This is a genomic window from Methanolobus sp. WCC1, from assembly GCF_045690315.1.
Classification (GTDB): Archaea; Halobacteriota; Methanosarcinia; order Methanosarcinales; family Methanosarcinaceae; genus Methanolobus; species Methanolobus tindarius.
This window is the reverse complement of record NZ_CP146979.1, coordinates 2830618-2855065: the sequence shown is the minus strand read 5'-3', so window position 1 is coordinate 2855065 and position 24448 is coordinate 2830618. Positions and strand designations below refer to the sequence as shown.

19 protein-coding genes, 2 tRNA genes and 3 rRNA genes are annotated in these 24448 nt (G+C 42.4%); 11 read left to right on the top strand and 13 right to left on the bottom strand.

Features of this window, described 5'->3' with window-relative positions:
* Positions 1–6: 6 nt before the first annotated feature.
* The 6 genes from phoU (V7O61_RS13560) to V7O61_RS13535 form a co-directional block, all read right to left on the bottom strand.
* Positions 7–657: a phosphate signaling complex protein PhoU gene (gene phoU / locus V7O61_RS13560; protein ID WP_407283312.1), complete on the bottom strand. Its 651-nt coding sequence runs from the start codon at positions 655–657 to the stop codon at positions 7–9.
* Positions 658–984: 327 nt separating this feature from the next.
* Positions 985–1635 carry a phosphate signaling complex protein PhoU gene (phoU, locus tag V7O61_RS13555; RefSeq protein ID WP_407283313.1) on the bottom strand — a complete coding sequence of 217 codons (651 nt, stop codon included), beginning with the start codon at positions 1633–1635 and terminating at the stop codon, positions 985–987.
* A gap of 6 nt (positions 1636–1641) precedes the next feature.
* Positions 1642–2412, bottom strand: a complete 771-nt coding sequence (gene pstB / locus V7O61_RS13550) for a phosphate ABC transporter ATP-binding protein PstB (protein WP_023845461.1) — start codon at positions 2410–2412, stop codon at positions 1642–1644.
* A gap of 38 nt (positions 2413–2450) precedes the next feature.
* Positions 2451–3308, bottom strand: a complete 858-nt coding sequence (pstA, locus tag V7O61_RS13545; RefSeq protein WP_023845462.1) for a phosphate ABC transporter permease PstA — start codon at positions 3306–3308, stop codon at positions 2451–2453.
* A gap of 5 nt (positions 3309–3313) precedes the next feature.
* Entirely contained in the window at positions 3314–4201 is an 888-nt protein-coding gene (pstC, locus tag V7O61_RS13540) for a phosphate ABC transporter permease subunit PstC (protein ID WP_023845463.1), read from the bottom strand.
* A gap of 26 nt (positions 4202–4227) precedes the next feature.
* The gene (locus V7O61_RS13535; RefSeq protein ID WP_407283314.1) at positions 4228–5130 is read right to left on the bottom strand and encodes a PstS family phosphate ABC transporter substrate-binding protein; all 903 of its coding nucleotides are present in this window, start codon (positions 5128–5130) and stop codon (positions 4228–4230) included.
* 220 nt (positions 5131–5350) lie between these two features.
* On the opposite strand from V7O61_RS13535, the gene V7O61_RS13530 reads away from it, so the two are divergent.
* Together V7O61_RS13530 and V7O61_RS13525 are read left to right on the top strand one after the other, a co-directional pair.
* A complete protein-coding gene (locus V7O61_RS13530; RefSeq protein ID WP_023845465.1) occupies positions 5351–6721 on the top strand; it encodes a dihydroorotase in 1371 nt (456 codons plus the stop codon).
* An 84-nt stretch (positions 6722–6805) separates the two neighbouring features.
* A complete protein-coding gene (locus V7O61_RS13525) occupies positions 6806–7717 on the top strand; it encodes an ATPase domain-containing protein (protein WP_023845466.1) in 912 nt (303 codons plus the stop codon).
* Here V7O61_RS13525 and V7O61_RS13520 read toward each other — a convergent pair.
* The 4 genes from V7O61_RS13520 to eif1A all read right to left on the bottom strand — a co-directional run bounded on the left by V7O61_RS13520 (position 7700) and on the right by eif1A (position 10172).
* A complete protein-coding gene (locus tag V7O61_RS13520) occupies positions 7700–8395 on the bottom strand; it encodes a DUF1614 domain-containing protein (RefSeq protein ID WP_407283315.1) in 696 nt (231 codons plus the stop codon). The two genes, V7O61_RS13525 and V7O61_RS13520, sit on opposite strands and share 18 nt — an antisense overlap.
* A gap of 88 nt (positions 8396–8483) precedes the next feature.
* Complete coding sequence (locus V7O61_RS13515; RefSeq protein ID WP_023845468.1) at positions 8484–9020, bottom strand: pre-rRNA-processing protein PNO1; 537 nt, start codon at positions 9018–9020, stop codon at positions 8484–8486.
* A gap of 19 nt (positions 9021–9039) precedes the next feature.
* Positions 9040–9849 (bottom strand): serine protein kinase RIO, encoded by an 810-nt coding sequence (locus V7O61_RS13510; protein ID WP_407283316.1) that lies wholly within the window; start codon positions 9847–9849, stop codon positions 9040–9042.
* 5 nt (positions 9850–9854) lie between these two features.
* On the bottom strand, positions 9855–10172 hold the full coding sequence (eif1A, locus tag V7O61_RS13505) for a translation initiation factor eIF-1A (protein WP_023845470.1): 318 nt from the start codon (positions 10170–10172) through the stop codon (positions 9855–9857).
* A gap of 637 nt (positions 10173–10809) precedes the next feature.
* On the opposite strand from eif1A, the gene V7O61_RS13500 reads away from it, so the two are divergent.
* From V7O61_RS13500 to rrf, 5 genes are all read left to right on the top strand, one after another.
* Positions 10810–12282, top strand: a 16S ribosomal RNA gene (locus V7O61_RS13500).
* Positions 12283–12382: 100 nt separating this feature from the next.
* Positions 12383–12455 (top strand) — tRNA-Ala (locus V7O61_RS13495).
* Between the two features lie 121 nt (positions 12456–12576).
* A 23S ribosomal RNA gene (locus tag V7O61_RS13490) occupies positions 12577–15500 on the top strand.
* A 97-nt stretch (positions 15501–15597) separates the two neighbouring features.
* Positions 15598–15669 (top strand) — tRNA-Cys (locus V7O61_RS13485).
* 27 nt (positions 15670–15696) lie between these two features.
* Positions 15697–15818, top strand: a 5S ribosomal RNA gene (rrf, locus tag V7O61_RS13480).
* Together the 16S, 23S and 5S rRNA genes with 2 tRNA genes alongside form the textbook arrangement of a ribosomal RNA operon.
* A 191-nt stretch (positions 15819–16009) precedes the next feature.
* Here the strand turns inward: rrf and V7O61_RS13475 are convergent.
* Both V7O61_RS13475 and V7O61_RS13470 read right to left on the bottom strand, forming a co-directional pair.
* Complete coding sequence (locus tag V7O61_RS13475) at positions 16010–16669, bottom strand: potassium channel family protein (RefSeq protein ID WP_407283317.1); 660 nt, start codon at positions 16667–16669, stop codon at positions 16010–16012.
* Entirely contained in the window at positions 16666–18123 is a 1458-nt protein-coding gene (locus V7O61_RS13470) for a TrkH family potassium uptake protein (protein ID WP_407283318.1), read from the bottom strand. Before V7O61_RS13470 ends, V7O61_RS13475 begins: the two co-directional genes overlap by 4 nt.
* A gap of 136 nt (positions 18124–18259) precedes the next feature.
* Between V7O61_RS13470 and tgtA the strand changes: the two genes are divergently transcribed.
* Complete coding sequence (gene tgtA, locus V7O61_RS13465) at positions 18260–19729, top strand: tRNA guanosine(15) transglycosylase TgtA (RefSeq protein WP_407283319.1); 1470 nt, start codon at positions 18260–18262, stop codon at positions 19727–19729.
* Positions 19730–19881: 152 nt separating this feature from the next.
* On the opposite strand, the gene V7O61_RS13460 is transcribed toward tgtA, so the two are convergent.
* Positions 19882–20937 carry a Shedu anti-phage system protein SduA domain-containing protein gene (locus tag V7O61_RS13460; RefSeq protein ID WP_407283320.1) on the bottom strand — a complete coding sequence of 352 codons (1056 nt, stop codon included), beginning with the start codon at positions 20935–20937 and terminating at the stop codon, positions 19882–19884.
* A gap of 200 nt (positions 20938–21137) precedes the next feature.
* Here V7O61_RS13460 and V7O61_RS13455 point away from each other — a divergent pair, with 200 nt between their 5' ends.
* Genes V7O61_RS13455 through V7O61_RS13445 form a run of 3 tightly spaced genes read left to right on the top strand, consistent with a single transcriptional unit; the run spans position 21138 to position 24437 of the window.
* Positions 21138–22082 carry a UbiA family prenyltransferase gene (locus tag V7O61_RS13455; protein WP_023845474.1) on the top strand — a complete coding sequence of 315 codons (945 nt, stop codon included), beginning with the start codon at positions 21138–21140 and terminating at the stop codon, positions 22080–22082.
* Between the two features lie 49 nt (positions 22083–22131).
* Positions 22132–23289, top strand: coding sequence for an NAD(P)/FAD-dependent oxidoreductase (locus V7O61_RS13450; protein WP_407283321.1), 1158 nt, complete (start codon positions 22132–22134; stop codon positions 23287–23289).
* 2 nt (positions 23290–23291) lie between these two features.
* On the top strand, positions 23292–24437 hold the full coding sequence (locus tag V7O61_RS13445) for a radical SAM/SPASM domain-containing protein (RefSeq protein ID WP_407283322.1): 1146 nt from the start codon (positions 23292–23294) through the stop codon (positions 24435–24437).
* Positions 24438–24448 lie beyond the last annotated feature (11 nt).

Below are 24448 nucleotides of genomic sequence, written 5' to 3'. Positions count from 1 at the left end.
TTAAGTTCAATTAAGATCTTTTCTTTTGGCTTCTGCAATGTAAACTATACTTTCACATATATTGCATGCATGATCTCCTATTCTTTCAATGTAACGGAGCACAAACAGGAGGTGTGATGCGTTGGTAATTATGCTTTCATCTGCAACCATCATTTCAATAAGCTCTTTTTCAATGGAATAGAACATTCTGTCTATTTCATCATCTTTTTTTGCAGTGGCTTCCGCAAGTTCGGCATCATTAGTTTCAAAGGCTTTCATTGCCTTTTCAAGCATTCCACTAGCAATTTCTGCCATTTTAGGGATGTCTACAAGTGGCTTGACATGATCTCCTTCCATCCTTTCTGCAATTTCTGCTATATTGACTGCAAGATCGCTCATTCTCTCTATATCTATTGCTATTTTAAGGCAAGCTGTAACAAATCTCATATCTTTTGCAGTAGGACTTTGAAGCGCTATTATTTGGGATATTGATTTCTCAATTTTCATTTCATAGTCATCAATTGGTTGATCTCCGTCAATAACGCTTTTTGCAATTTCTGTGTCAATCTCTTTTAATGATTTAATGGAATTATTAATAGCCTCGGTTGCAAGTTGGCCCATGTTTATTACGTCATTTTTCAAAATATCAAGAGATTCATGGTATTTCTCACGTGTCATTTTGTCTCTCCTCGTTCTCTTTAGTTCACTCAATATATTATGGTTAAATTTTATATTTTTGTAGATTTATATGTTTGGAATGATCGTATCACTATATATTATATATAGTCATATTTAGTTTATTTATTTATCATGCTATAAATAAAATGTGATTTTGTATGATGTCTTTTTAAGATGGCATCTATGCTTGATTCAAGCATTATTATCCATTTTTAATAGTTGTTTAATCTTCCAGATAGCAGAACTAATCTGGTATTTAGAAAAGTGAAAGTTCGGTTTAACCATTATAATAATTTATATCTGGTTAAACCTGATTGCCTGTTGCAATTAATTAAGATTTACTCTTTTGCCTTCAGTCATGTACACAATACTCTCGCAGATATTGCATGCGTGATCTCCCATTCTCTCAAGATAACGTAATACCAATAGAAGGTGGGATGCATTGGATATAATGGCCTTGTCCTCAATCATCATCTCAATAAGCAGATTCTGGGTTCCATAAAATAGACGGTCAACTTCATCATCCTTTGAAGCAGTGTCTTTTGCCAGCTCTTCATCAAGTGTTTCAAAGGCCTTGATAGTCTGTTGCAGCATCTCGTCACATAGATTTGCCATTCTTACTATATTATTCAATGCTTCTGAGTCTTCTTTTTCCATACATTTTGCAACATTGGAAATATCAACTGCAAGATCACTCATTCTTTCAAGATCAATTGCTATTTTAAAGCAGGATATCACAAGTCTCATGTCGCCTGCAGTCGGATTCTGGCGTGCTATTAACTGTGTAGTGCATTTTTCGATTTTCAGTTCGTATTTGTCAATTTCCTCATCGCCCTGAAATATCTTCTCGGCAAGTTCCGCGTCCTGTGTTTTGAGAACCTGCACAGAGTCTACAATAGCATTATGGGATAATTTCCCCATTTCAATTACGAATTCTTTAAGTGTATTCAGATTTTGCTGGAATTGATCACGTGGCATATAACTTCACCCGAATCTGCCGGTGATATAATCTTCAGTTTCTTTCTGCTGTGGATTTTCAAAAATCTGGTTTGTTTTACCAAATTCTATCAGGTCACCCAGCAGGAAGAATGCTGTATAGTCAGATATCCTGGCAGCCTGTTGCATATTATGTGTTACAATGACGATTGTGTAATCTTTTTTGAGCTCGAGAATGAGATCTTCGATTTTACTTGTGGATATAGGATCAAGTGCACTACATGGTTCATCAAAGAGGATTACTTCAGGTTTTACTGCAAGTGTTCTTGCAATACAGAGCCTCTGCTGTTGTCCGCCACTTAGGTCAAGAGCAGATGCATCAAGCCTGTCTGAAATCTCTTCCCAGAGTGCTCCGGATTTGAGTGCATTTTCAACAATTGCCGGCATCTCTTTTTTGCCCATGCTGTGGATTTTTGGTCCATATGCAATATTGTCGAATATTGACATTGGGAAAGGATTTGGTTTCTGGAAAACCATTCCTACTCTTTTCCTAAGGTCTACAACATCTGTATCCTTGGAGTATATTTCTTCACCACTGATGTTTACGTGACCTTCTATCCTACAACTGGGAATGAGGTCGTTCATCCTGTTAAGGCATCTCAGAAATGTTGATTTTCCACATCCTGAAGGGCCTATAAAAGCTGTGACGCTGTTTTTGGGAATATCTATCGATATGTCATGGAGTGCGTGATTGTCCCCATACCAGAGATTAAGGTTTTTAACCTCAATTTCGGTACCGTTATCGCTGGTTTCTGGCATATGTTATCCTCTTGGTCTGATATTGAATTAGGCTTCGATTATCTTTTGAGCTTTTTTCTGTAGTGTGATCTAACAGTCACTGCAACTATGTTCACACTCAGTACGATTATTAGCAGTATCAGGGCAGTACCGTATTGAATCGGTCTTGTCTGGGTAATGCTGGTGCCTGAAGTTGCAAGCACATAAAGGTGGTATGGCAGTGCCATAAATTCTGAGTATATTGAATCCGGGAGTCTTGGTAGGAAATATGCTGCTCCTGTTAGCAGAATTGGTGCAGTTTCACCTGCTACTCTTCCAACACTAAGGATTGCTCCGGTTATCATTCCGGGAATTGCAGCTGGAAGGACTACTCTTCTAATAGTTTCCCACTTTGTTACTCCAAGGGCAAGTGAGGCTTCCCTGTACTCTTTAGGTACTGTGAGTAGTGCTTCTTGGCTTGCTCTGATTATAACCGGAAGTATCAGCAGTGCAAGTGTAAGGGATGCAGAAAGAATTGAAGGCCCAAAGCCAAGGTACTTTACAAACATTGCAAGTCCAAACAGTCCAAAAACTACGGATGGTGTTCCTGCAAGGTTGCTAATGGCCATTTCAATTGCCCATGTTGTTTTTCCGGGTTTTGCATATTCTGTAAGGTAAATGGCGGAAAGCATGCCAAGTGGCATTGCAACAGCTATTGAACCTATTATAAGGTATGTTGTACCCATAATTGCAGGGTATATTCCACCTTCTGTCATTCTGTGCCTTGGCATCTCTGTTATGAATTCGATACTTAGGGCACTGTATCCGTTAGATACTATATAATAAAGAATTACCAGTACAAAGAGAACAACCAGTCCCGTTGCCAATTTCAATATCCCGAAGGCTATCTTTTCGTTTGTTTTTGCATTGGAAAACATGGCTATCACAGGTCGAACCTATATCTCCTTTTAATGTAGTTGGCTATGATGTTGATTATGAATGTAGTAATGAAAAGTACGGAACCGATTGCAAAGAGTGCATGGAAGTGGTCGCTTCCCTGTGGGACTTCTCCCATCTCGAGGGCAATTGTTGCTGTCATCGTTCTGACAGGTGCAAAAAGGCCGGAGGGGAATCCCGGGATTACGGCTGAGTTACCTGTAACCATCATTACTGTCATTGTCTCGCCGATAGCTCTTCCGATTCCAAGCATGACCGCTGCAGATATCCCAGAAAGGGCTGCAGGGACTGTTACTTTGTATATTGTCTGCCATCTTGTGGAGCCCAATGCAAGTGATCCTTCCTTGATGGATCGTGGTACTGCGCTAATGGCATCTTCTGAAATTGATATGATTGTAGGCAAAGCCATAATGCCTAGCATGATTGAACCTGTAAGTGCTGTCTGGCCAGTGGGCAGTCCCAGTGTCTTCTGCACAATAGGTACAAGTATAACAAGACCAAAGAAACCGTAAACAACAGAAGGAATTCCTGCAAGTATTTCGGTTATTGGTTTCAATAAATTAGCAATTTTAGGATTAGCAAGTTCTGAAATGTATATTGCTGCTGCCAGTCCAAGTGGGACTGAGAATAATATTGCTCCAACAGTTACTATCAATGACCCAAGAAACAGTGGTAATAATCCGAAATGTTCCGGGTCGGCTGTTGGGTACCATTTAGTGTCGGTTAAAAAATTACTAACCGGATAATTTTCAAATAATAATACTCCGTCACGGAATAAAAAAATACAAAGGAGGAAAAGGACAATAACTGCCACTGCTCCTGATGCAAAGAGGAGCGACTCTATGCCCTTTTCCTTCAGGTATCTGTTTAACATCTATTCCTCTGATACCCGTGTTGTTTTTAGTTTACCGGGAAGTATCCGACGTCAGATACTATTTCCTGTCCGGCAGTGCTCATTACATAGTCTATGTATTCTTTCGCAAGTCCTGTTGGCTCACCATCTGTGTAGTAGTGAAGAGGTCTTGCAAGTGGGTAGTTTCCTGCCATAATGTTCTCAGGGGTAGCTTCTACAAAGCCGTTTCCGCCATCAAGTGCAAGTGCTGTGGTTGTCTCATCAAGGTATGCGTAACCGATGTATCCGATTGCTCCTGTGTTTTGTCCAACTTCCTGTACTATTGCACCAGTTGCTGGCTGTACAAGTGCATCTGCGCGGTATTCTTCATCAAGAAGAACTTCTTCCTGGAAGTATCCGTATGTTCCAGAGCTGCTGTCACGGGTAATTACTGTGATTGTAAGATCTTCGCCGCCGACATCTGCCCAGTTGCTAACGCTACCGTTGTAGATTGACTTAAGCTGGTCAAAGGTAAGCTCTGTTACTGGATTTTCAGGGTTTACTACTACTGCAATTCCATCCCATGCGATGATATGCTCTACAGGGTTAATGCCGTTTGCCTCTGCATTTTCAATTTCTGAATCCTTGATCTGTCTTGAAGCCATTGCAATTTCAACTTCGCCGTCTACGAGTGCTGCAATTCCAACACCTGATCCGCCACCAATTACAGTTATGTCTGCGTCAGGGTTTTCATACATGAACTCTTCAGCTTCTGCCTGGGAAAGTGGAAGTACTGTATCTGATCCTTTGATCATAATGCTTCCGGTAGCACCGGTGGCTTCTTCTGTTGCAACGTCATCTGTAGTTGTATCTTCGTTATCTACACAACCGATTCCAATGAATGCGGATGCAATAATTAACATTACCACGGAACAAAGTGTAATGTTTTTGAATAATTTTCCTGATATCATATTCTGGTTCACCATTTTTTTATGGATTCTACGTAACTTGTCAGTGAACCATTACAAAATCGATACATAAGGGTTATGTACGTACAATATATATTCCTATGACTTAGCTAGACTCATATAGTGCATATATAGTGGATATGTATCTATATAGATTTTATGTATTTCTATTATCTCCTGTTTATCATAAAAAGCATATACTTCTATGGGGATATAGGACACTATGCCTGATATTCTTATTAAGAACACCAAAGTCTTTGTTAATAACTATCTCCAACCTGCAGAGGTCCTTATTGAAGATGGTAAAATATCCCGTATTGCGAAAGAGATAGATGTTCAGCGTTTAAACCAGACAATTGATGCTAAGGGTTCACTTACTCTTCCTGCCGGCATTGATGTTCATGTCCATTTTCGAGACCCTGGTTTGATTGAAAAAGAAGACTGGTATACAGGATCCTGCTCTGCAGCAGCAGGTGGCATAACTACTGTCGTTGACCATCCAAATACCATCCCTCCAACAATTGACAAAAAAACGTTCAAAGATAAGCTCAAGATTGCTAACCGCAATTCTATAGTTGATTTCGGACTATATGGTGGAGTAACAGGGAATATTGATAAGCTTCCTGAGTTATGGGAGAGCGGCGCCACAGCGTTTGGTGAGATCTTTATGGCAGAATCCACAGGTGCTCTTAATATAGATGAAAAATGTCTTGATGAAGCATTAGGTGTGATGAAACAGCTTGATGCATTGCCATGTATCCATGCTGAAGATGACAAGATCAGGCTAGAATGTGAAGCATTTCTTAAAAATGATTATGCTCCGGATTCTCATTCTCGCGCACGCCCTAATCATTGTGAGGCACTTGCTGTTGAGAAAGCAATCAAGTTGATACGAAAAAATGGTGTAAAGGCACATTTCTGTCATATCAGTGCAATGGAGTCTGTTGGGCTTTTGAGAAAAGAGCGCTATCTTGATTCTCAGGGTGGATTTGCGCCTACGATCACAAGTGAAGCTGCGCCGCATCATCTGTTCCTTTCAACCAAGGATTGGGATCGACTTGGTTCATTTGGCAGGATGAATCCTCCTCTGAGGGATCGCAGAAGCGTAAAGATGCTGTTAAATTCTTTAAATGATGGTACAATTGACGTAGTAGCATCAGACCATGCACCGCACACCGAGGCTGAAAAAGATGTCGATATAAAGAGCGCTCCTTCTGGAGTTCCGGGAGTTGAGACCTTGGTTCCGTTAATGCTTGTTGCAGTCAAGAGAAACCTGCTTCCTCTGGGGCGAATGATAGATGTAACAAGTAAGAATCCTGCAAAGATATTCGGCCTGAATCGTTTTTCAAAAGGTGTGTTTGCTGAAGGTTATGATGCTGACATCATTATAGTTAACCACTCCAGGGTTACTGAAATTAAAGGTGATGATCTCCACAGCAAGGCAGGATGGACTCCTTATGAGGGAATGGATGGTATCTTCCCTGAATATACCATTGCACGTGGTGAAGTTGTATGGGATGGAGACCTGATTGCACCAAGAGGTCGAGGCAATTTCCTTCCGGGTAAAGGTTTCAAGTCAGCTGACTTTGAATAACTATGTTCATAATTTAGAATGTGTGTTCACAATACCATAACATTTTAAATATATAATCACCTATTATGTACATATGGTGGTGTGATGAAAACCAAATTCCCCATTCATACTACATTAAGCGCAGATGCTATTAAGGTTCTCGAAAGATACGAGAAAGAACTTGGTGCAAAGAATGTTGTACTGGAAAAGGCACTTCTGAATCTTGATTCTACACGTTTCAAGGCCAAGCTTGATACTCAGAATATAGATCGTATCATCAAGAGAGTCACAACTGGAATTCCAGGGATGGATGATTTCCTGGAAGGCGGATTTCCTAAAGGATTCGCTGTTATTGTGACGGGCCCCCCTGGTACTGGTAAGACTACTTTTTCAATGCAGTATCTCATGGAAGGTGTGAAGAATGGCGAGCGTTGTATTTTCTTCTCATTTGAAGAAAGGGCGCAGCAATTAGTGCAGCATTTTGCAAGATTTGGATGGGATGTTGGAAAGTTTATTGATGATGGCTATCTGGAAATCTTTGGTATATCGATGTTAACTTCTGAGGAAATGATGGAGATAATAGATTCTCACAAACCGGAGAGGGTTGTTTTTGATTCTATGAATGTGCTTACGGCACCAAGTGATTTCCGTACATCTACTTCGTGGCGTGGGCTCCATCGTCTGCTAAAGAAAAATCAGACGACTGCTATTCTTGTAACTGAAAAATCTCACGGGATTGAAGTAAAAGAGTATGACGATTTTGATTTCCTTGGTGATGGTGTTGTTTTCCTTGACTTTATTCAGACAAATGATATCGATACGACTCCAATGCCTGTGATGGCAGTTCAGAAAATGAGAGCAACACGTGTAGATCATACTCCTCAGCCGTTCAGGTTTACAAATAATGGTATAGCCAAATACAGGGCTCTTAACATTCCTTCAAAGGTTCTGCAGGACCGGATCGAAAAGCGCAGGGCTGAAAGGCTTGGTGGTGGGATGTCACTGGACGAAGTATGATAATAAACTGGCAATAATTGTTGTCAGGTATATTGCTTTAAAGCTACCAGCGCCTCCTATGCTGATAAAGGCGCTACCTGTTCTTTCTTTATTGAATGTGAGTACTGAGATTATATTGCCTGTCAGGATTCCGCCAACTCCTGCTATGAATGTGACTGATGCAGCATTTTCTGGTGAAACTATTAGTGAGAATGGTAATGCTATAAGTCCGATGTAGTCGGGCACGATTAATCCGATTCCTCCCATCATTTCGCAAAGGAGACTTACGGCGACAACTACAATGAGCATTATTTCCAGTGCTGTGTTATTTGGTTGTGTCAGCAGGAGGTATATCACTGCAAGCGCAGGGATTATTGCACCGCCAAGATTTGCGGTTACTGTTGTATCAAAAACTCTGTCTTTCCCAATATTCAATTCTTTTACTACCGGGACAGAATATATGTCCTCAAGGATAGGTGCATATCTGAATAATTGTTCCGGTTTTTTAGTTCGCGTCCTGAACAATGGTATCTCGGCAATCGAGCCAAGGAGCATGGTAAAAAGGATGATCATCAGTGCAAAGGAACCAATCGTTCCCATTGCAAGTTGTTCTTTGTAACAAAGGGCTGCTGTGGGGAGCAGAATCAGTACAAAAGCTGCGTATGTCCGAATTTCGGAACTATTAGTATATCCTCTCATCTGTCCTCCGATACTAATTAGGATTCCAGAGCTTTAATATTTTTGGTGAGATATACTATTAGTATATCTCTAATTGTTTGTTTATAGTTTAGTAGTAATCAAGTTGTGACTGGAGTAATTCCTGCCTTTTCTTTTCCAGGTAGCTGTAAACACTTCCGTGATTTGCTCCTTCCATAAGCATCTCTATTGCGGTTCTGGCGATCTGATTTTGTTCCGGGTTGCCTATTACGCTAACAGTTTTCCCATAGACTGACATTTTCACACCTATCAATCTTTCAGTTATTTCACGTGTTTTGCCACCTTTTCCAATGATTCTCCCTTTAAGGCGCAATAATTCTTTTTGAGTTCCTGTTTGTTTTGAAAGATCGATGACTTCAAGCATCAGCATATCATCATCGAACATTGCAAATGTCTTGTCAGGATTGAATCCCCTTGCAATTGCATTTATCACGTCTTCTGCCTTCATGGCACCTACCGGGTCGTCACCTGGTATGATCTCTACAGTTCCCTCTTCACTGTCAATATCCAGACTTGCTGTTGATTTTTCTTCTATTATCTGTTTGACGCGGCCTTTTGGCCCTATTATTGCGCCAACTCTGTCTTTAGGAACTTTGATGTGTGTCATAATCGTCTACCTTTGTACTTTATAGGTCATTTTCTTCGTTTTTAGGTTCTTTGTTCCTGATGGTTGTATATAGCTGGTGTGGATCTTCGCGAATGCCATATTTCTTGAAATAGCGTGCTATGTTCTCAATATCTCTTATCAGGAATTCTATTGAACGTGGATGTTCCCTGGTTACTGACTGGCCCATGTCTATGAACACTGGTTCTTCTGTTTCAGGGATTATGAGTATGTTATATTCACTTAGATCTCCATGGACAAGGTTTGCTTCATTGTACAGGAGATCAATGTAATTTATAATTGTGTTGAATGCTTCTTTTGCAGTTTCCTTCTCCATCCTGTAATCTTTTAGTTGGGGAAAAGGTACTCCTTTATTTCCCATAAATTCCATTACAAGGATGTTGCGCTCTGCCACAATAGGTTCTGGCACTCTAAGGCCTGCTTCTTTTGCACGTACAAGGTTTCTTTGTTCTTTTTTAGTCCATGCAAATATTATGTCGCGTTTTGAATGCCTCACATTTCTGAAACGTGGGTCTCCGAGGATATAATCTTCCATTGAATTGAAGGTGCTTGATGATATTCTGTATATCTTCACAGCAATGTCCTTTTCGTTATCTTCAGCAAGGAATACATTTGCTTCTTTTCCTGTGCTGATGGAGCCTCCGATTGCTTCAATTATTCCTTTATTAGATAATGTATAAAGGGTCTTTAAAGTGGGCTCGTCAAAGACATTCTCTTTCACTTTAAGAGTATCGGTGTCTTTGCGCCTCATTCTTAGTTTATCAACTTCTGTATCAATACGCTTTACTTTTCTGGTAACTTCTTTTTTCATGTTTTTTATCCTTTCAGGTACCCTTTGCGATCAAGCCAGTTTACCTGTGGACGTGTATACTTCCATATTACGTCTGCTTTCTCGTTCTGGAAGTCCCAAGGGACTGCTATTACAATATCTCCTTCCCGTATCCATGTTTTCTTTTTCATTGATCCGGGAATTCTGCCCATCCTCACGACGCCATCCATACACCTGAGTCTTACGTGATTTGCTCCGAGCATATTTTCCACGGTGGCTAGAATTTCGTTGTTTTCTTTACGCGGGGTGCGAACTCTTGTGACTTCGCCTGTGTCTGGAACATTGTTTCTTTTCTTATACTGCAAGCTTATCCCTCTTGCATTTTTGTGGGTGAGTACTGCTATGTCACTTATATTGTTAAAGCTTGCGTAGCTCTGTTTTTGTTTATGTTTTGTCTCTTTTTATTTCACAATTCATTATCTCCTCTTTATTATTTAGTTAAAATTAATTAAATACGTTAGGTTTATATGCAATGTGTGGCTTGTCTGAACTCCCTCTGAGGTCGCTTAGAGGGGTCATAAGTGCTTTTCTGTCATAATGGCAGCAAGTTTTATGGCGATGCCACAAACTCCAAATAGGATCAAATCATACAGATATAATCCGAGTGGAAATGTGGGCATTCATGTATGCTCCAAAGGTTCATCCTTTGGCTTCGAACCGGGTGTTCGAAAGCCTTATATACGATGGTGTCCTTTGAAGGAGTCCGCGCAAATCGCGCGAAAACACTTACAATCACCGCCTTACAAGTGGAGACAGAAGTTTTTTCTGTCTGACGTTGGATTTGGCAGTTCGGTTAATTCTGACCGGTAGTGTATAACTACAAACAATTAAGGAATTAACCAAACTATGTGCAAATAGGAAATTTTCTCTCAAAGAGAGTTCTTTCCGACTGATTCCTAAATGACTTCCAAAATAACAAATCTTTGTGTGTGATCAACATTAATTCTGGTTGATCCTGCCAGAGGTCACTGCTATCAGTATTCGACTAAGCCATGCGAGTCAAATGTTTTTCGTAAACATGGCGTACTGCTCAGTAACACGTGGATAATCTGCCCTAAGGTCAGGTATAACTCCGGAAACTGGTGATAATCCCTGATATGTCATAGAAACTGGAATGTTCTGTGATTAAAAGCTCCGGCGCCTTAGGATGAATCTGCGGTCTATCAGGTTGTAGTGGGTGTAGAGTACCTACTAGCCTACGACGGATACGGGTTGTGAGAGCAAGAGCCCGGAGATGGATTCTGAGACATGAATCCAGGCCCTACGGGGCGCAGCAGGCGCGAAAACTTTACAATGCGGGAAACCGCGATAAGGGGATACTGAGTGCCAGCATATTATGTTGGCTGTCCACCTGTATAAACAGCAGGTGTTAGCAAGGGCCGGGCAAGACCGGTGCCAGCCGCCGCGGTAACACCGGCGGCCCGAGTGGTGGCCACTATTATTGGGTCTAAAGGGTCCGTAGCCGGTTTGATCAGTCTTCCGGGAAATCTGACAGCTCAACTGTTAGGCTTCTGGGGGATACTGTCAGACTTGGGACCGGGAGAGGTAAGAGGTACTACAGGGGTAGGAGTGAAATCTTGTAATCCTTGTGGGACCACCAGTGGCGAAGGCGTCTTACCAGAACGGGTCCGACGGTGAGGGACGAAAGCTGGGGGCACGAACCGGATTAGATACCCGGGTAGTCCCAGCCGTAAACGATGCTCGCTAGGTGTCTGGGACGGTGCGACCGTTTCAGGTGCCGCAGGGAAGCCGTGAAGCGAGCCACCTGGGAAGTACGGCCGCAAGGCTGAAACTTAAAGGAATTGGCGGGGGAGCACTACAACGGGTGGAGCCTGCGGTTTAATTGGACTCAACGCCGGAAAACTCACCTGGGGCGACAGCAATATGTAGGTCAGGCTGAAGGTCTTACCTGAATCGCTGAGAGGAGGTGCATGGCCGTCGTCAGTTCGTACTGTGAAGCATCCTGTTAAGTCAGGCAACGAGCGAGACCCGTGCCCACTGTTGCCAGCATATCCTTAGGGATGATGGGTACTCTGTGGGGACCGCCGGTGCTAAACCGGAGGAAGGTGCGGGCTACGGTAGGTCAGTATGCCCCGAATCTCCAGGGCTACACGCGGGCTACAATGGCCGGGACAATGGGTCCCTACCCTGAAAAGGGTTGGTAATCTCATAAACCCGTCCGTAGTTCGAATTGAGGGCTGTAACTCGCCCTCATGAAGCTGGAATCCGTAGTAATCGCGTTTCAATATAGCGCGGTGAATACGTCCCTGCTCCTTGCACACACCGCCCGTCAAACCACCCGAGTGAGGTATGGGTGAGGGCATGGACTAGTGCCGTGTTCGAACCTAAATTTCGCAAGGGGGGTTAAGTCGTAACAAGGTAGCCGTAGGGGAATCTGCGGCTGGATCACCTCCTAAGCATGATAGGCAAAAAGCCTATCACCACTTACCGGTCAGAAATCGAAAAACTGTCAGATTCAAGAAAAAAGGCAAGATTCAATAAGTGAATCTTCTATGGGCTTGTAGATCAGTTGGAAGATCGTCGCCTTTGCAAGGCGAAGGCCCAGGGTTCGAATCCCTGCAAGTCCATTATTAGTGCACTCACAGAGTAACGTCTGTGGGGAAGGATGAAGCGGCTGAAGCAACAACAGCTGCTATGAAATCGTGTATATGCATGCATATATCAGACGCTCACTGGACAAAGTGAGATGGACTCTGGTAAATATGCCTTCAGGTGGATGGCTCGGCTCAAGAGCTGATGAGGGACGTGCCAAGCTGCGATAAGCCCAGGGTAGGTGCATGGAGCCTATGAACCTGGGATTTCCTAATGGGTCTTCCTAACACATTTTGTGTGTTGATCAACAATGATCGGGAACGCCCCGAATTGAAGCATCTTAGTAGGGGCAGGAAAAGAAATCGAAGAGATGCCGTTAGTAATGGCGAATGAACACGGTAAAGTTCAAACTGAATCCCACTGGAAACAGATGGGAGATGTGGTGTTGTAGGTTTTCTCTAAAGATCCCATCTGGTTGAAGTTTAACTTTTCTGGAACGTTAGACCATAGAGTGTGATAGTCACGTAAGCAACAACCAAAGGATCTGGATTACAACCTGAGTAGCGTGGGTCGGAATTCCCGCGTGAATTTGGGAGGCACCAACTTCCAAAACTAAATACTCCTTGAGACCGATAGCGAACTAGTAGGGTGACCGAAAACTGAAAAGTACCCCAAGAAGGGAGGTTAAAAGTGCCTGAAACCTGGAGGCGATAGAGCGATATGGCGTTAAAGGATCTTTATTATGAAGGAAACGGTCGCGAGGCCGCAGTACGGGTAATATTGCCAATGTCATATCTTACGTTTTGAAGAACGGGCCAGGGAGTATATTCAAATGGCGATGGCTAACTTGCAAATAGGAAGCCGAAGCGAAAGCAACATGCTCGCAACCGTAAGGTGAGGAGCGACGTATACAAGTGCGTGGAGTCATTAGGATATGACCCGAAGCCGGGTGATCTAGGCGTGGGCAGGTTGAAGCGTGGCGAAAGCTACGTGGAGGACCGCAAGCGGTATTGATCTGCAAATCATTCGTGTGACCTGCGTCTCGGAGTGAAAGGCTAATCTAACCCGGCATCAGCTGGTTCCTTCCGAAACATGTCGTAGCATGACCTAACTGGAGATAGTCGGTGAAGTAGAGCACTGATTGGTGGTCCCGGGGAAGAAATTCCTCAGCTGCTTGTCAAACTCCAAACTCACCGTCGTCGAAGAAAGTTGGAGTCCGGACTACTGGGGTAAGCCTGTAGTCCGTAAGGGAGACAACCCAGCCCGTGGTTAAGGTCCCTAAGTGTCGACTAAGTGTTAATACTAAAGGGCGTCCTAAGCCCTAGACAGCTGGAAGGTTAGCTTAGAAGCAGCTATCCTTTAAAGAGTGCGTAACAGCCCACCAGTCGAGGTTTGGGGCCCCGAAAATGGACGGGGCTCAAGTCGACCACCGATACCACGGAGTACCGAAAGGTAATCTTGTAGGAAGGCGTTGCGTTCGGGCAGAAGCAGGGCTGTGAAGTCCTGTGGACCGTGCGGAAACGAAATCCTGGTAATAGTAACAGCACAGTTAGGTGAGAATCCTAACCGCCGAAGGGGCTAGGTTTCCTCGGCAATGATCGTCAGCCGAGGGTTAGTCGGTCCTAAGACGTACCGTAATTCGAGTACGCCGAAAGGGAAACAGGTTAATATTCCTGTACCTCATGACAATAAAACCAACGTTTTTGGGCAGGCCAAGCGGCGCCGTCGCGCCGTCTAAGCAGCGAATCCTGTGGAGAGCCGTAATGGCGAGAAGCAGGCGAATCTGTAATGGCGAAAGTTGGCTGCACCCGGGAACCCGTGAAAAGGAAGTCATGGGTCCGTACCGAGAACTGACACAGGTGCCCCTAGCTGAAAAGGCTAAGGCGTGTCGGAATAATTTGGCTAAGGGAATTCGGCAAATTAGCTCCGTAACTTCGGGAGAAGGAGTGCCTGCTATGAAGATAGCAGGTCGCAGTGACAAGAGAGCTCTAACTGTCTAATATCAACATAGGAGATCGCAAACCCGTAAGGGCTAGTACGATCTCTGAATCCTGCTCAGTGCAGGTACCTGAAAACCCGGTTCAACGGGACGAAGGGCCTGTAAACAGCGGGGGTAACTATGACCCTCTTAAGGTAGCGTAGTACCTTGTCGCTTAATTGGCGACTTGCATGAATGGATCAATGAGAGCTCTACTGTCCCTAGCCAGAGTCCGGTGAAGCTTACTTTCTAGTGCACAGTCTAGAGACCTCTAGGGGAAGTGAAGACCCCGTGGAGCTTTACTGCAGCCTGTCGCTGGGTTGTGATTTTGGATGTACAGTGTAGGTAGGAGACGTCGAAGTCGGTGCGCCAGCATCGATGGAGTCGCCATTGGGACACTACCCTTCCAGAATTACGACCCTCACTCCGAGAGGAGGACCCCGATAGGTGGGCAGTTTGCCTGGGGCGGGACGCCCTTGAAAAGATATCAAGGGCGCACAAAGGTTGACTCAAGTGGGTCGGAAACCCACTGAAGAGTGCAAGAGCATAAGTCAGCCTGACGTTATTCAGCACAGTAGTGGATGACGAGACGAAAGTCGGTTCTAGCGAACTTTTGAGCTCGCTTGGTGCGAGCCAAAAATGACAGAAAAGTTACCCCGGGGATAATTGAGTTGTTGCCGGCAAGAGCACATATCGACCCGGCAGCTTGCTACTTCGATGTCGGTTCTTTCCATCCTGGCCGTGCAGCAGCGGCCAAGGGTGAGGTTGTTCGCCTATTAAAGGAGATCGTGAGCTGGGTTTAGACCGTCGTGAGACAGGTCGGTTACTATCTACTAGAGGTGTCTGTAGTCTGAGGGTAAGCTACTTTTAGTACGAGAGGAACAGAGTAGCGGCGCCACTGGTGTATCAGTTGTCCGACAGGGCATTGCTGAGCAGCTACGCGCTAAGGAATAAGAGCTGAATGCATCTAAGCTCGAAATCTGACTTGAAAAGAGACTACATTAAGGATCCCGGTAAAAGACCGGTTTGATAGGGTCGGGATGTACGCACCAAGGCAACGAGGTGTTCAGTCCGCGGCTACTAAAAATCCGTGCCTGTCTGTCTTGCTTTGTCCAGGCGAAATCTGATATGTGTATGAGAGTATTCACGATTCATTGATAAAGTATTTATACAATGGTTTCATCCATGTATCGCTCATTGCCAAGATGGCGGAGCGGCTACGCAATCGCCTGCAGAGCGATTCCATTCCGGTTCGAATCCGGATCTTGGCTTAAACTTTATCGTTCATCGTGAGTGAGTTTGGCGGCCATAGCGGCGGGGCAATTCCTGTACCCATCCCGAACACAGAAGATAAGCCCGCCTGCGTTCTATACTGTACTAAAGTATGAGAGTCTTTGGGAAATATGGAACGCTGCCATCTCACTCACACATGATTTCTAAATTCTATTTTCTACAATTCCTTTCTATTGCAACCAACTCAACTTACAGTTTTGGATGTTTATTTTGACAATCTAAAATGATTTGTCTTTCTCATTCAATTTTTCATCACAATCAATGTACGTACGGCGCAAAGCGCCGTACAGAGTCATAATAAAATATATGTTTGAATAATTAATTATCCACATTTCTACCCATTGCTTCGTTTACATCAGGAATAAAGTCTGCTTTTGTAACAATAATAACTTCATCCTTTTCTCTGAGTTTTGGATCCTTTTCTGCAAGGATGAAATCACTCTTTCGGTAAATTCCAATAAATGCACTATCATCAGGCAACGTTATCTCAGACAATTTTTTATCAATCACACTTTCAGTTGCCACAATTCCCATAAACCTAACTTCTGAGCGTACCAGATTACTCAGCTCCATAGTGTTAATTCCTCTAAGCACATCTGCAATGTATCTGGATGAGATGCTTGAAGGATTAATCATATAGTAAAATCCAAGCTTATTGGCAACATCCATAAATTGTTTATCGTCTATTTTCAGTATAATCTTCCCAACTTTTGCATCCCTGGCAATTAAACCAATAAGGATATTGTTCTGATCATTACTGGTACAGGCAACAATAGCATCAGCACTGGGAAGATCCGCTTTTTCCAGAATATCAGGTCTTGTACCCTCTGCACTTATTACAGTACAATCAAGAGTTTCAGCAAGTTCTTTAGCTAATGTTTCATCTTTCTCAATAAGTATGACTTCTTTTCCCTGATCGATCATATTCTTTGTCAGAAGTATCCCAAGTGAACCCGCACCTACAACGATAACTCTCATGCTCTCACAATCCTCTTAGTTTTCCTTTTTCTTTTAATCCATGTTCCCGGCATAAACAGCAGTATCAATGGTATGATTTCAATTCTGCCAAACAACATATCAACAATAAGTACTGCTTTTAGCATTGCTGGCATTGCAGCACTGGTGGCTCCTGCAGAAAGCCCTACTGTGCTAAGTGCACTTGATGCTTCAAAAACAGATGTAATGGTATCCACTCCATAAAGCATGAATATGAATGCTGAAGCTACAAGTATAAGTGTGTAAAGCAGCATAAATGTCACCAGATTGTATATCTCCTCACTTTCGATTATGTGTTCTTCTATCTTTATGGGGGTAATAGTCTCTCTTGGAAGGAATAATCTGACAAGCACATTATGTACTACCTTGAAGAGCAAAAGTAGCCTGAAAACTTTAATTCCACCAGCAGTTGATCCCATACAGCCTCCTATCCACATAATAAATATCAGTACTGCCTTTGATGCTTCCGACAGGATTGACAGGTCAAAAGTAGAGAAACCCGCAGTTGTAATTGCAGAGATAACCTGGAATAAATTGTCTTTGATTGCTGCATATTCAAAATTCTCTCTGGATAATGTCAAAGCAAATACAATTGAACCAAATACTAGGACTGACAGGAAATATTTCAGTTCTTTATCTCTGATAAACTTCTTTGGTTTTTTCAACAGATATGGGTAGAGTACGAAACTAATAGCTCCAAGTATACACGAAATACTAATGGCAATGGGTATCAAATTTCCATTGTAAGCACCTATGCTGGCAGTTTGTGTTGAAAACCCACCCGTTGATACGCAGCAGAAGGCGTGACAAATTGAATCAAAAAGTGTCATTCCACTTAGCAGTAGCAATACTATGGAAACAAGTGTTATGACAACGTAAACCTTGCCAAGTGTACGGGTTGTTGATATTACAGTTGGTTTTATTTTCATGTCTCCATAATTGGCTTTATACATCCTGAAAGCCGTCGTTCCTGGCCTAATCAGGACTGAAAGCACAATCAGGATAATTCCTATACCTCCAACCCATTGCCCCCATGAGCGTGCAAAGAAAAAAACAGGACCGACGTCAGCAGGAGCAACACTGAGTCCGGTTGTAGTAACGGCAGAGACACTTTCAAAGTAAGCATCAAAGAACGGCATGCCCGTTGACAGTGACATAGGTATGGCGCTTAAGAATGCAGAAATAGGGAATACCAGAGCTACAATGATCAGTGCCTCTTTTGTTTCAAGCTCATAGTCCGGTAGAGTGCGGTAAATGAAGGAACCCAGAACAAAAGCAGCTATTGCAGTAACTCCATAATATCCTGTAGCCTGGAAATTATGAAATATGATTGCTACAATCATCGGAACAACAAGAACAAATGAAAAAGCCAGAAGATAATAACCCATGTACTTGGCTACAGCCTTGATATGAACAGGGGTATGTAGTTCGTACATATAGTATAATGATGCCTGAATCATTATAAATTATGTAGTAAGTAATTGCAAGTTCCACTTTATCCGTTTTGATTTGGAACTTATAACGACCTTCCCAGAGGAAGCTTAAATATATCTTAACTTCATCTAGGAACTCATGTCACAATTCGATATTATACACAAGGATGCGGCAGGCCGTATCGGCAAACTCACAACGCCGCACGGTGTGGTGGAAACTCCTACCGTAATGCCTGTTATCAATCCAAATATCCAGACCATAAAACCTTCCGAAATGAAGGATTTTGGTGCTGAGATCCTTATTACTAATTCCTATATTATCTACCGTAAAGACGAGTTAAGGGAAAAAGCTCTCAAAGACGGTTTGCATGCATTACTCGATTATGACGGTCCAATCATGACCGACTCGGGTTCTTTCCAGTTATCAGTATATGGAGAAGTTGAAGTCACAAATCAGGAAATTATCAATTTCCAGCAAAAGATAGGAACTGATATCGGTGTTCCTCTGGATATTCCAACACATCCTGATGTCACTTATGAGAAAGCAAAGGAAGATATGGATATCACAATAGAGCGTCTCAAGGAAGCAAGAGGACTTGTGAAAGAAGGCGGTATGCTCCTTGCCGGTCCTGTTCAGGGTGCTACTTACAAAGACCTTCGTGAAGATTGTGCCCGTGAACTTTCAGATGTCGGTTTTGATGTTTATCCATTTGGTGCAGTAGTTCCACTCATGGAAGCTTATCGCTATTCAGACCTTGTGGATGTAATCGCTTCAGCCAAAAAAGGTCTGGACCCGGTAGCACCTGTTCACCTTTTCGGTGCCGGTCATCCAATGATGTTTGCACTTGCTGTTGCTCTTGGATGTGATCTTTTTGATTCTGCAGCCTATGCACTTTATGCAAAAGATAGACGTTACATCACTTCAAGAGGCACCTATCATATAGACAAGCTCAAGTACCTGCCGTGTTCCTGTCCTGTATGTATGGCACACACAGCAGAGGAGCTTAAAAAAGCTCACAACTGCACTGAACTTCTGGCAAGACACAATCTCTATGTTACATTTGAGGAAATGCGCGAGGTCAAGCAGGCTATCTGGGAAGGAAACCTTCTGGAACTTGTAGAACAGCGCTGCCGTTCACACCCAAGAATGCTGGAAGCCTTAAAGCAAATGACCAATTATTCCTCATGGCTGGAAGAATGCGATCCTTCATCTAAGTCCACTTTCTTCTATTGTGGTCCTGAATCTGCAAAGAGACCTGAGGTTCTTCGTTTCACCAAACAGCTTGAAAGACTCACCATCAAAGGTTCAGTGCTTATCAGGCCATATCCAACAAAGAAGGACAAAGAGTACGATAATGTCATGGTGTTCAAAGCACCGTTTGGTTCCTATCCGCAGGATCTCGCAGAGGTCTATCCTTTCAATGCAGAAGTTGTAAGGACTCCTGACTATGAATCCCTGGAAACTGCTTTCCTTAATACTATAAAGCTGATTGAGTTGAATCCTGAGGCAACCTACACTTTCCTGATGAGGGAGAGTTTTAAGCATCCTCTGGTGGAGAAACTTAGCAAGATGGACAACGTAACAGTAGTTCCACCGAAGAGTGATTGAGTAGGCAACTACTTATATTTTTTAATTTGTACGTATTGGTGACTAAGAAACCTCTCTAAGTAGATAGATGTTAAAATGGGAGGATTCTATCATTATGAACTATTTCTCCATGCTAATTCTCATAATAACGAGTGTTTTTTGTATTCATGACTTTATTTAACATTATGGATATTTTTATACAAATTAGTAGCCTTAAGGAGTAAATCATCAAATGTTATTACTTCTATTAATCTACTATTGAAGCAATAGCGCTTAAGTTTTCTTTGTTGTTCATATGTTAAATTGCTTCGAAGCCCAATTATCAATAATCCTTTAGGAGAAGAAATTTCAGGCATTAAACTTCGTGCATATTCTCCGTGATTGTCTATCCATTCAAGAAAATCTATGACTTGTCCAAAAGCGTGTGTAAATTTTGCTGTAAAGTCATTTTGTTTTGTAAAAATTGCATCACTTGGTTTTTCAATTTCAACAACAATATATTCGTTGTCAAGGCGACGAACAACATAATCTGTGACATATTCTGTTCCCAAATTTTGTTTAGGGATTACTTCAAAAGCTAAAGGATCAATTAGTAGTGGATTTTCTGAAAGAAACATTTGATATTCTTCTTCTTTAGTATTTGCTTCAATTAAATCCTTAAAATCATTAATCATATGCTGGGAAACTTTTATTGTGGACTCTGTAATCACATTCATAAATTCATTGCCAAATGAATCATAATCAAAACCAAAAATTAGTTTATTAATTGAAGCAAAATTAAGTAATGAGTAGAATAGTTTTCCATCAGATTGACTCTCTATAATTAGTTCTTTTACTAAATTATGTGCAGTTTCTATCACTTCTGTAGTAGGTTGCACTTTTAGTTGAGGCGGGATATTTATTGGATCAATCATGTTTAATGGCAGTTTGCACTTCGAAACTTCCCATAAACATTCTATTATTGTGCGAGGACGTGCAGCACCAGGTGCTTCACTTAATGCTGAATATATTGCTTCTATGCCTTCCACTCCTTTCTGGACAAGTCCCAAACAAGCCAACCGAGGAAGAGTAGATCTGGAAAATGAATATAATTCATAATCATACTCGATTGTTAAAAAGTCACGTAACTTTTTTATCGATGACGCATCTTCACTTGAGCTCAAAGAAACGATAAAATCCATTATTTCTTCAAGTGTAGGATGTGTTGATAAGAACGTGTTAGTGTCCATTTATATTTCTCCGTTTCCTTCCTTTATAATAAATCTCAATATTTGCGGTTATGAATTATGGGATTAATTTTGCAGTATTTCTTCAGATATTTTACTTGTTTTCATCTTTAATAATGCAATGTTCGTTTTTCAATTCTTCCAACCCTAATACTAATATATAATACAGGGAATTAGGTGCTATAATCTATCAGGTGATATACTTGGTTTCCACTTCAGGCTCTAAAACACGAAATCCTTATCTTGAGATGTTAAGGCCGGAAATATCTGACATGGACTTAGCCCTGCCTGCAGCCAGCGCTTTACTTGCATCTTATCTGGTTACCGGTGGTTTTCCCGGACTAATACCGTTCATCATAGCTGTGATTGGTGGGTATGCGGCAATCACCAGTTCATATGTTTACAACGATTGCTGCGATATTGATATCGATGCCATAAATCTGCCAGATAGGCCGCTTGTAGCTAATAAACTCAAAAGGAATCAGGCCCTGAAGTATGCAGGACTCCTATTTTTAGTTGCCAGTGCAGCCGCTCTTTATCTTAATCCTGAATCATTTGTGGTTCTTGTGATTGCTGTTGTAACCATCAGTATATACTCAAAACTCGCAAAAAGAATGACATTTTTGAGTTTTGTTCCTGTGGGAATTGCATACGGACTTGTGCCCATTGGTATATGGCTTGCTTTTGATCCCGCAGGGTTCCTGAAAACACCTGATTACGGTTCAATACTTCCACTTCCTGCAATATTCCTTGGTCTGATGATGTGTTTTACAGACTGGGGATTCACACTTTCAGGTGTGGCAAGGGATGTAGAAGGTGACAGGGCCAGAGGAGCACCAACATTCCCGGTGACATTCGGTATTCCTGCAACATCAAAATTCGTTACATTCATGTGGACAGTAGGTGTTATTGCTTCCGTTGCAATTGGAATTACTGCAGAGATAGGTCCTATATACTTTGCAGGTGCACTGCTTGCAGGTGGATGGATGCTCATCCAGTCATTTGATTTCATAAAGAACCCAACAGAAGAGCGTGGGGGAAGACTTTTCCTTCAGGGCTCAAGATACAGAGGAATAATGTTTGGTTCTCTCATACTCGATGTAATACTTTGCATACTCGTACCGGCTTATTCCGGTATCTTATGGTAATTCTTATATTTTTGGTAGCTTTGTTAGATTAGCAACTAAGAGGTTCAAAATGGATGCAGATATCATAGTAATAGGAGCTTCCCCTGCGGGAGTCATGGCAGCCAGAAATGCATCGGCAAAAGGCTGCAAAGTTATTCTCCTGGATAAAAAGGAAGCAGTGGGAGTGCCCACTCATCCTGCAAACACATTTTTCAAAGGAATGTTTGACAGGACAGGGGAAGAAGTAGACCAGAGTTATGTAATTAAGAACCTCAAAGGTGCCTATATCATCGCACCTTCCGGGAAGAATGTGATTTTTGAAGGAGATGCTTATTTCCTTGACAGGAAGAAGTTCGATGAATTCTATATTAAGCAGGCCAAAGATGCAGGTGCAGATGTTCGCTTCGGTATTGAAGTTCTTAATGTTCTCAAAAATGATGATGGCTTCATTGTAAGCACATCAAAAGGTAAGATTAAGTGTAAACTCGTCATTGTTTCTGATGGAATCAACTCAAGGGTCGCTGCACTTCTTGGTATGAAGCCAATTAAACACACTCAGGATATTGCCTGGTCACTTGAGGCTGAGATTGAGGCAGAAGGCATCGGTGAACCGGATTACTTTGAATATTATGTAGGAAACCATGCTCCTGGGTGGAAATCCACATATTCTCCTTGTGGTGGCAACAGAGCTACACTTGGAATGTATGTGCGCAGGCATGGTACAGATGTTTCAGACTTTTTCGATGCATGGCTTGAAAAGTTCAAGGAACTCAAAGGTCTTGATGACTTAAAGATCATAAGCAAATCCACCGGTGGCGATCCTATTGTTGCAATTCCCGGTGAGCTTGTGGCTGACGGCGTGATGATAGTCGGCGGTTCAGCAGCACAGTCCGGAATTGGCTATGGAATGCATGCAGGACAGATGTGCGGTGATGTTGCAGCAGATGCTATATCAAAGGGTAACACATCGAAAAACTTCCTGTCCGAATACCGAAGACGCTGGAATGCAGCTTACAGGACGGAATACCATCTTGGAAGATTCGCCATGGAAACTCTCAGGAAGATGACTGACAAGGAAATCGATGGGATGATGGAAGTCTTTGAAGGTGAGGATTTGAAAGTTCTTAGCGGCACTCCTTTTAACCAGGCGTTACAGGTATCAAAGATGATACTGAAAAATAATCCATCTTCTATATTATCATACAGGGCAGTTTTCAGGAACAAATAGTGATGAAACCAAAATATTATTTCTATAAGAATCCGGTTTTCAAGGTATATGCCCAGGTTGAAAACAACCGGGTAAGGATGAAGACCTCAGGTATTGCATCATCTATTATGGGTTCTTTTATAGCGGATATGATGGAAATATTCGAGGATACAAAACCATCCAAGGTTGAAAAGGATAAACTCATCTATTCAACATGGATGCCTCCAATTCCAAGCAAGGCTTTTGACAGGCTTGTTTCAAGCCAGATGAAGGCCATGAGGGGAAAATATGTTCCTGAACAAATTACAATTTCAATTACGGAAGAATGTCCTAACAGGTGTCTTCACTGCGCTCTTCCTGACACTAAGAATAAAGCAAGGCTGGATCCAGATACTGTGAAAAGTGTTATTGACCAGACAATCGACCTTGGTACCACGCTTATTATTTTTGATGGAGGCGAACCACTTCTTTACGATGGCCTTGAAGATCTTATCAGCTATGTAGACCAGTCACGTGCAATACCAGGTCTTTTTACATCAGGTGTTGGAATGACTCCTGAGCGTGCAAAGAGTCTCAAAAATGCAGGTCTTTCCATGCTAAGTGTGAGCTTTGACAGTGCTAATGAAGAAGGACACGACTATATGCGTGGCAGACCGGGTGTTTTTAAGGAAGCTGTCAATGCTCTTAAAAATGGACTTGATGCAGGCCTGCTGGTTGGAATTTATGTAGTTCTTTCACCACGCAACGTTGATGAACTTGATGATTTCTATGAGCTTGCAAAGGAACTTGGAGTACACGAATTATCTTTCTATGAGATCGTTCCAACAGGCAGGTGGGAAGGTCATGAGGAGGAAGTAATTACTCCGGAACATATCAAAAAATTCGATGATTTTGTTGAAAGAACGTCCCATGCAGAAGGTCCTCGTGTATTCCCGATTCCTCAGATTATCAGGAAAATGGGATGTTTTGCAGGAAGAAAATGGCTCCATGTTACTCCGGAAGGGAATGTACTTCCATGCGCATGCATGCCAAAACCATATGGTAATGTTCACGAGGAAAGTCTTGCATCCATATGGAAAAAGATATACACTGATCCTGTATTCTGCTCAGGTCCATGTCTGATGCGTGATTCTTCATTCAGGATTAATCATCTTGGTCTTGAGCGCTGAGGTGCTTTCTT

Coding starts and splice junctions, on each gene's coding strand:
- phoU (WP_407283312.1), bottom strand. CDS start 657: ATGACACGTGAGAAATACCATGAATCTCTTGATATTTTGAAAAATGAC.
- phoU (WP_407283313.1), bottom strand. CDS start 1,635: ATGCCACGTGATCAATTCCAGCAAAATCTGAATACACTTAAAGAATTC.
- pstB (WP_023845461.1), bottom strand. CDS start 2,412: ATGCCAGAAACCAGCGATAACGGTACCGAAATTGAGGTTAAAAACCTT.
- pstA (WP_023845462.1), bottom strand. CDS start 3,308: ATGTTTTCCAATGCAAAAACAAACGAAAAGATAGCCTTCGGGATATTG.
- pstC (WP_023845463.1), bottom strand. CDS start 4,201: ATGTTAAACAGATACCTGAAGGAAAAGGGCATAGAGTCGCTCCTCTTT.
- V7O61_RS13535 (WP_407283314.1), bottom strand. CDS start 5,130: ATGATATCAGGAAAATTATTCAAAAACATTACACTTTGTTCCGTGGTA.
- V7O61_RS13530 (WP_023845465.1), top strand. CDS start 5,351: ATGCCTGATATTCTTATTAAGAACACCAAAGTCTTTGTTAATAACTAT.
- V7O61_RS13525 (WP_023845466.1), top strand. CDS start 6,806: ATGAAAACCAAATTCCCCATTCATACTACATTAAGCGCAGATGCTATT.
- V7O61_RS13520 (WP_407283315.1), bottom strand. CDS start 8,395: ATGAGAGGATATACTAATAGTTCCGAAATTCGGACATACGCAGCTTTT.
- V7O61_RS13515 (WP_023845468.1), bottom strand. CDS start 9,020: ATGACACACATCAAAGTTCCTAAAGACAGAGTTGGCGCAATAATAGGG.
- V7O61_RS13510 (WP_407283316.1), bottom strand. CDS start 9,849: ATGAAAAAAGAAGTTACCAGAAAAGTAAAGCGTATTGATACAGAAGTT.
- V7O61_RS13475 (WP_407283317.1), bottom strand. CDS start 16,669: ATGAGAGTTATCGTTGTAGGTGCGGGTTCACTTGGGATACTTCTGACA.
- V7O61_RS13470 (WP_407283318.1), bottom strand. CDS start 18,123: ATGTACGAACTACATACCCCTGTTCATATCAAGGCTGTAGCCAAGTAC.
- tgtA (WP_407283319.1), top strand. CDS start 18,260: ATGTCACAATTCGATATTATACACAAGGATGCGGCAGGCCGTATCGGC.
- V7O61_RS13460 (WP_407283320.1), bottom strand. CDS start 20,937: ATGGACACTAACACGTTCTTATCAACACATCCTACACTTGAAGAAATA.
- V7O61_RS13450 (WP_407283321.1), top strand. CDS start 22,132: ATGGATGCAGATATCATAGTAATAGGAGCTTCCCCTGCGGGAGTCATG.
- V7O61_RS13445 (WP_407283322.1), top strand. CDS start 23,292: ATGAAACCAAAATATTATTTCTATAAGAATCCGGTTTTCAAGGTATAT.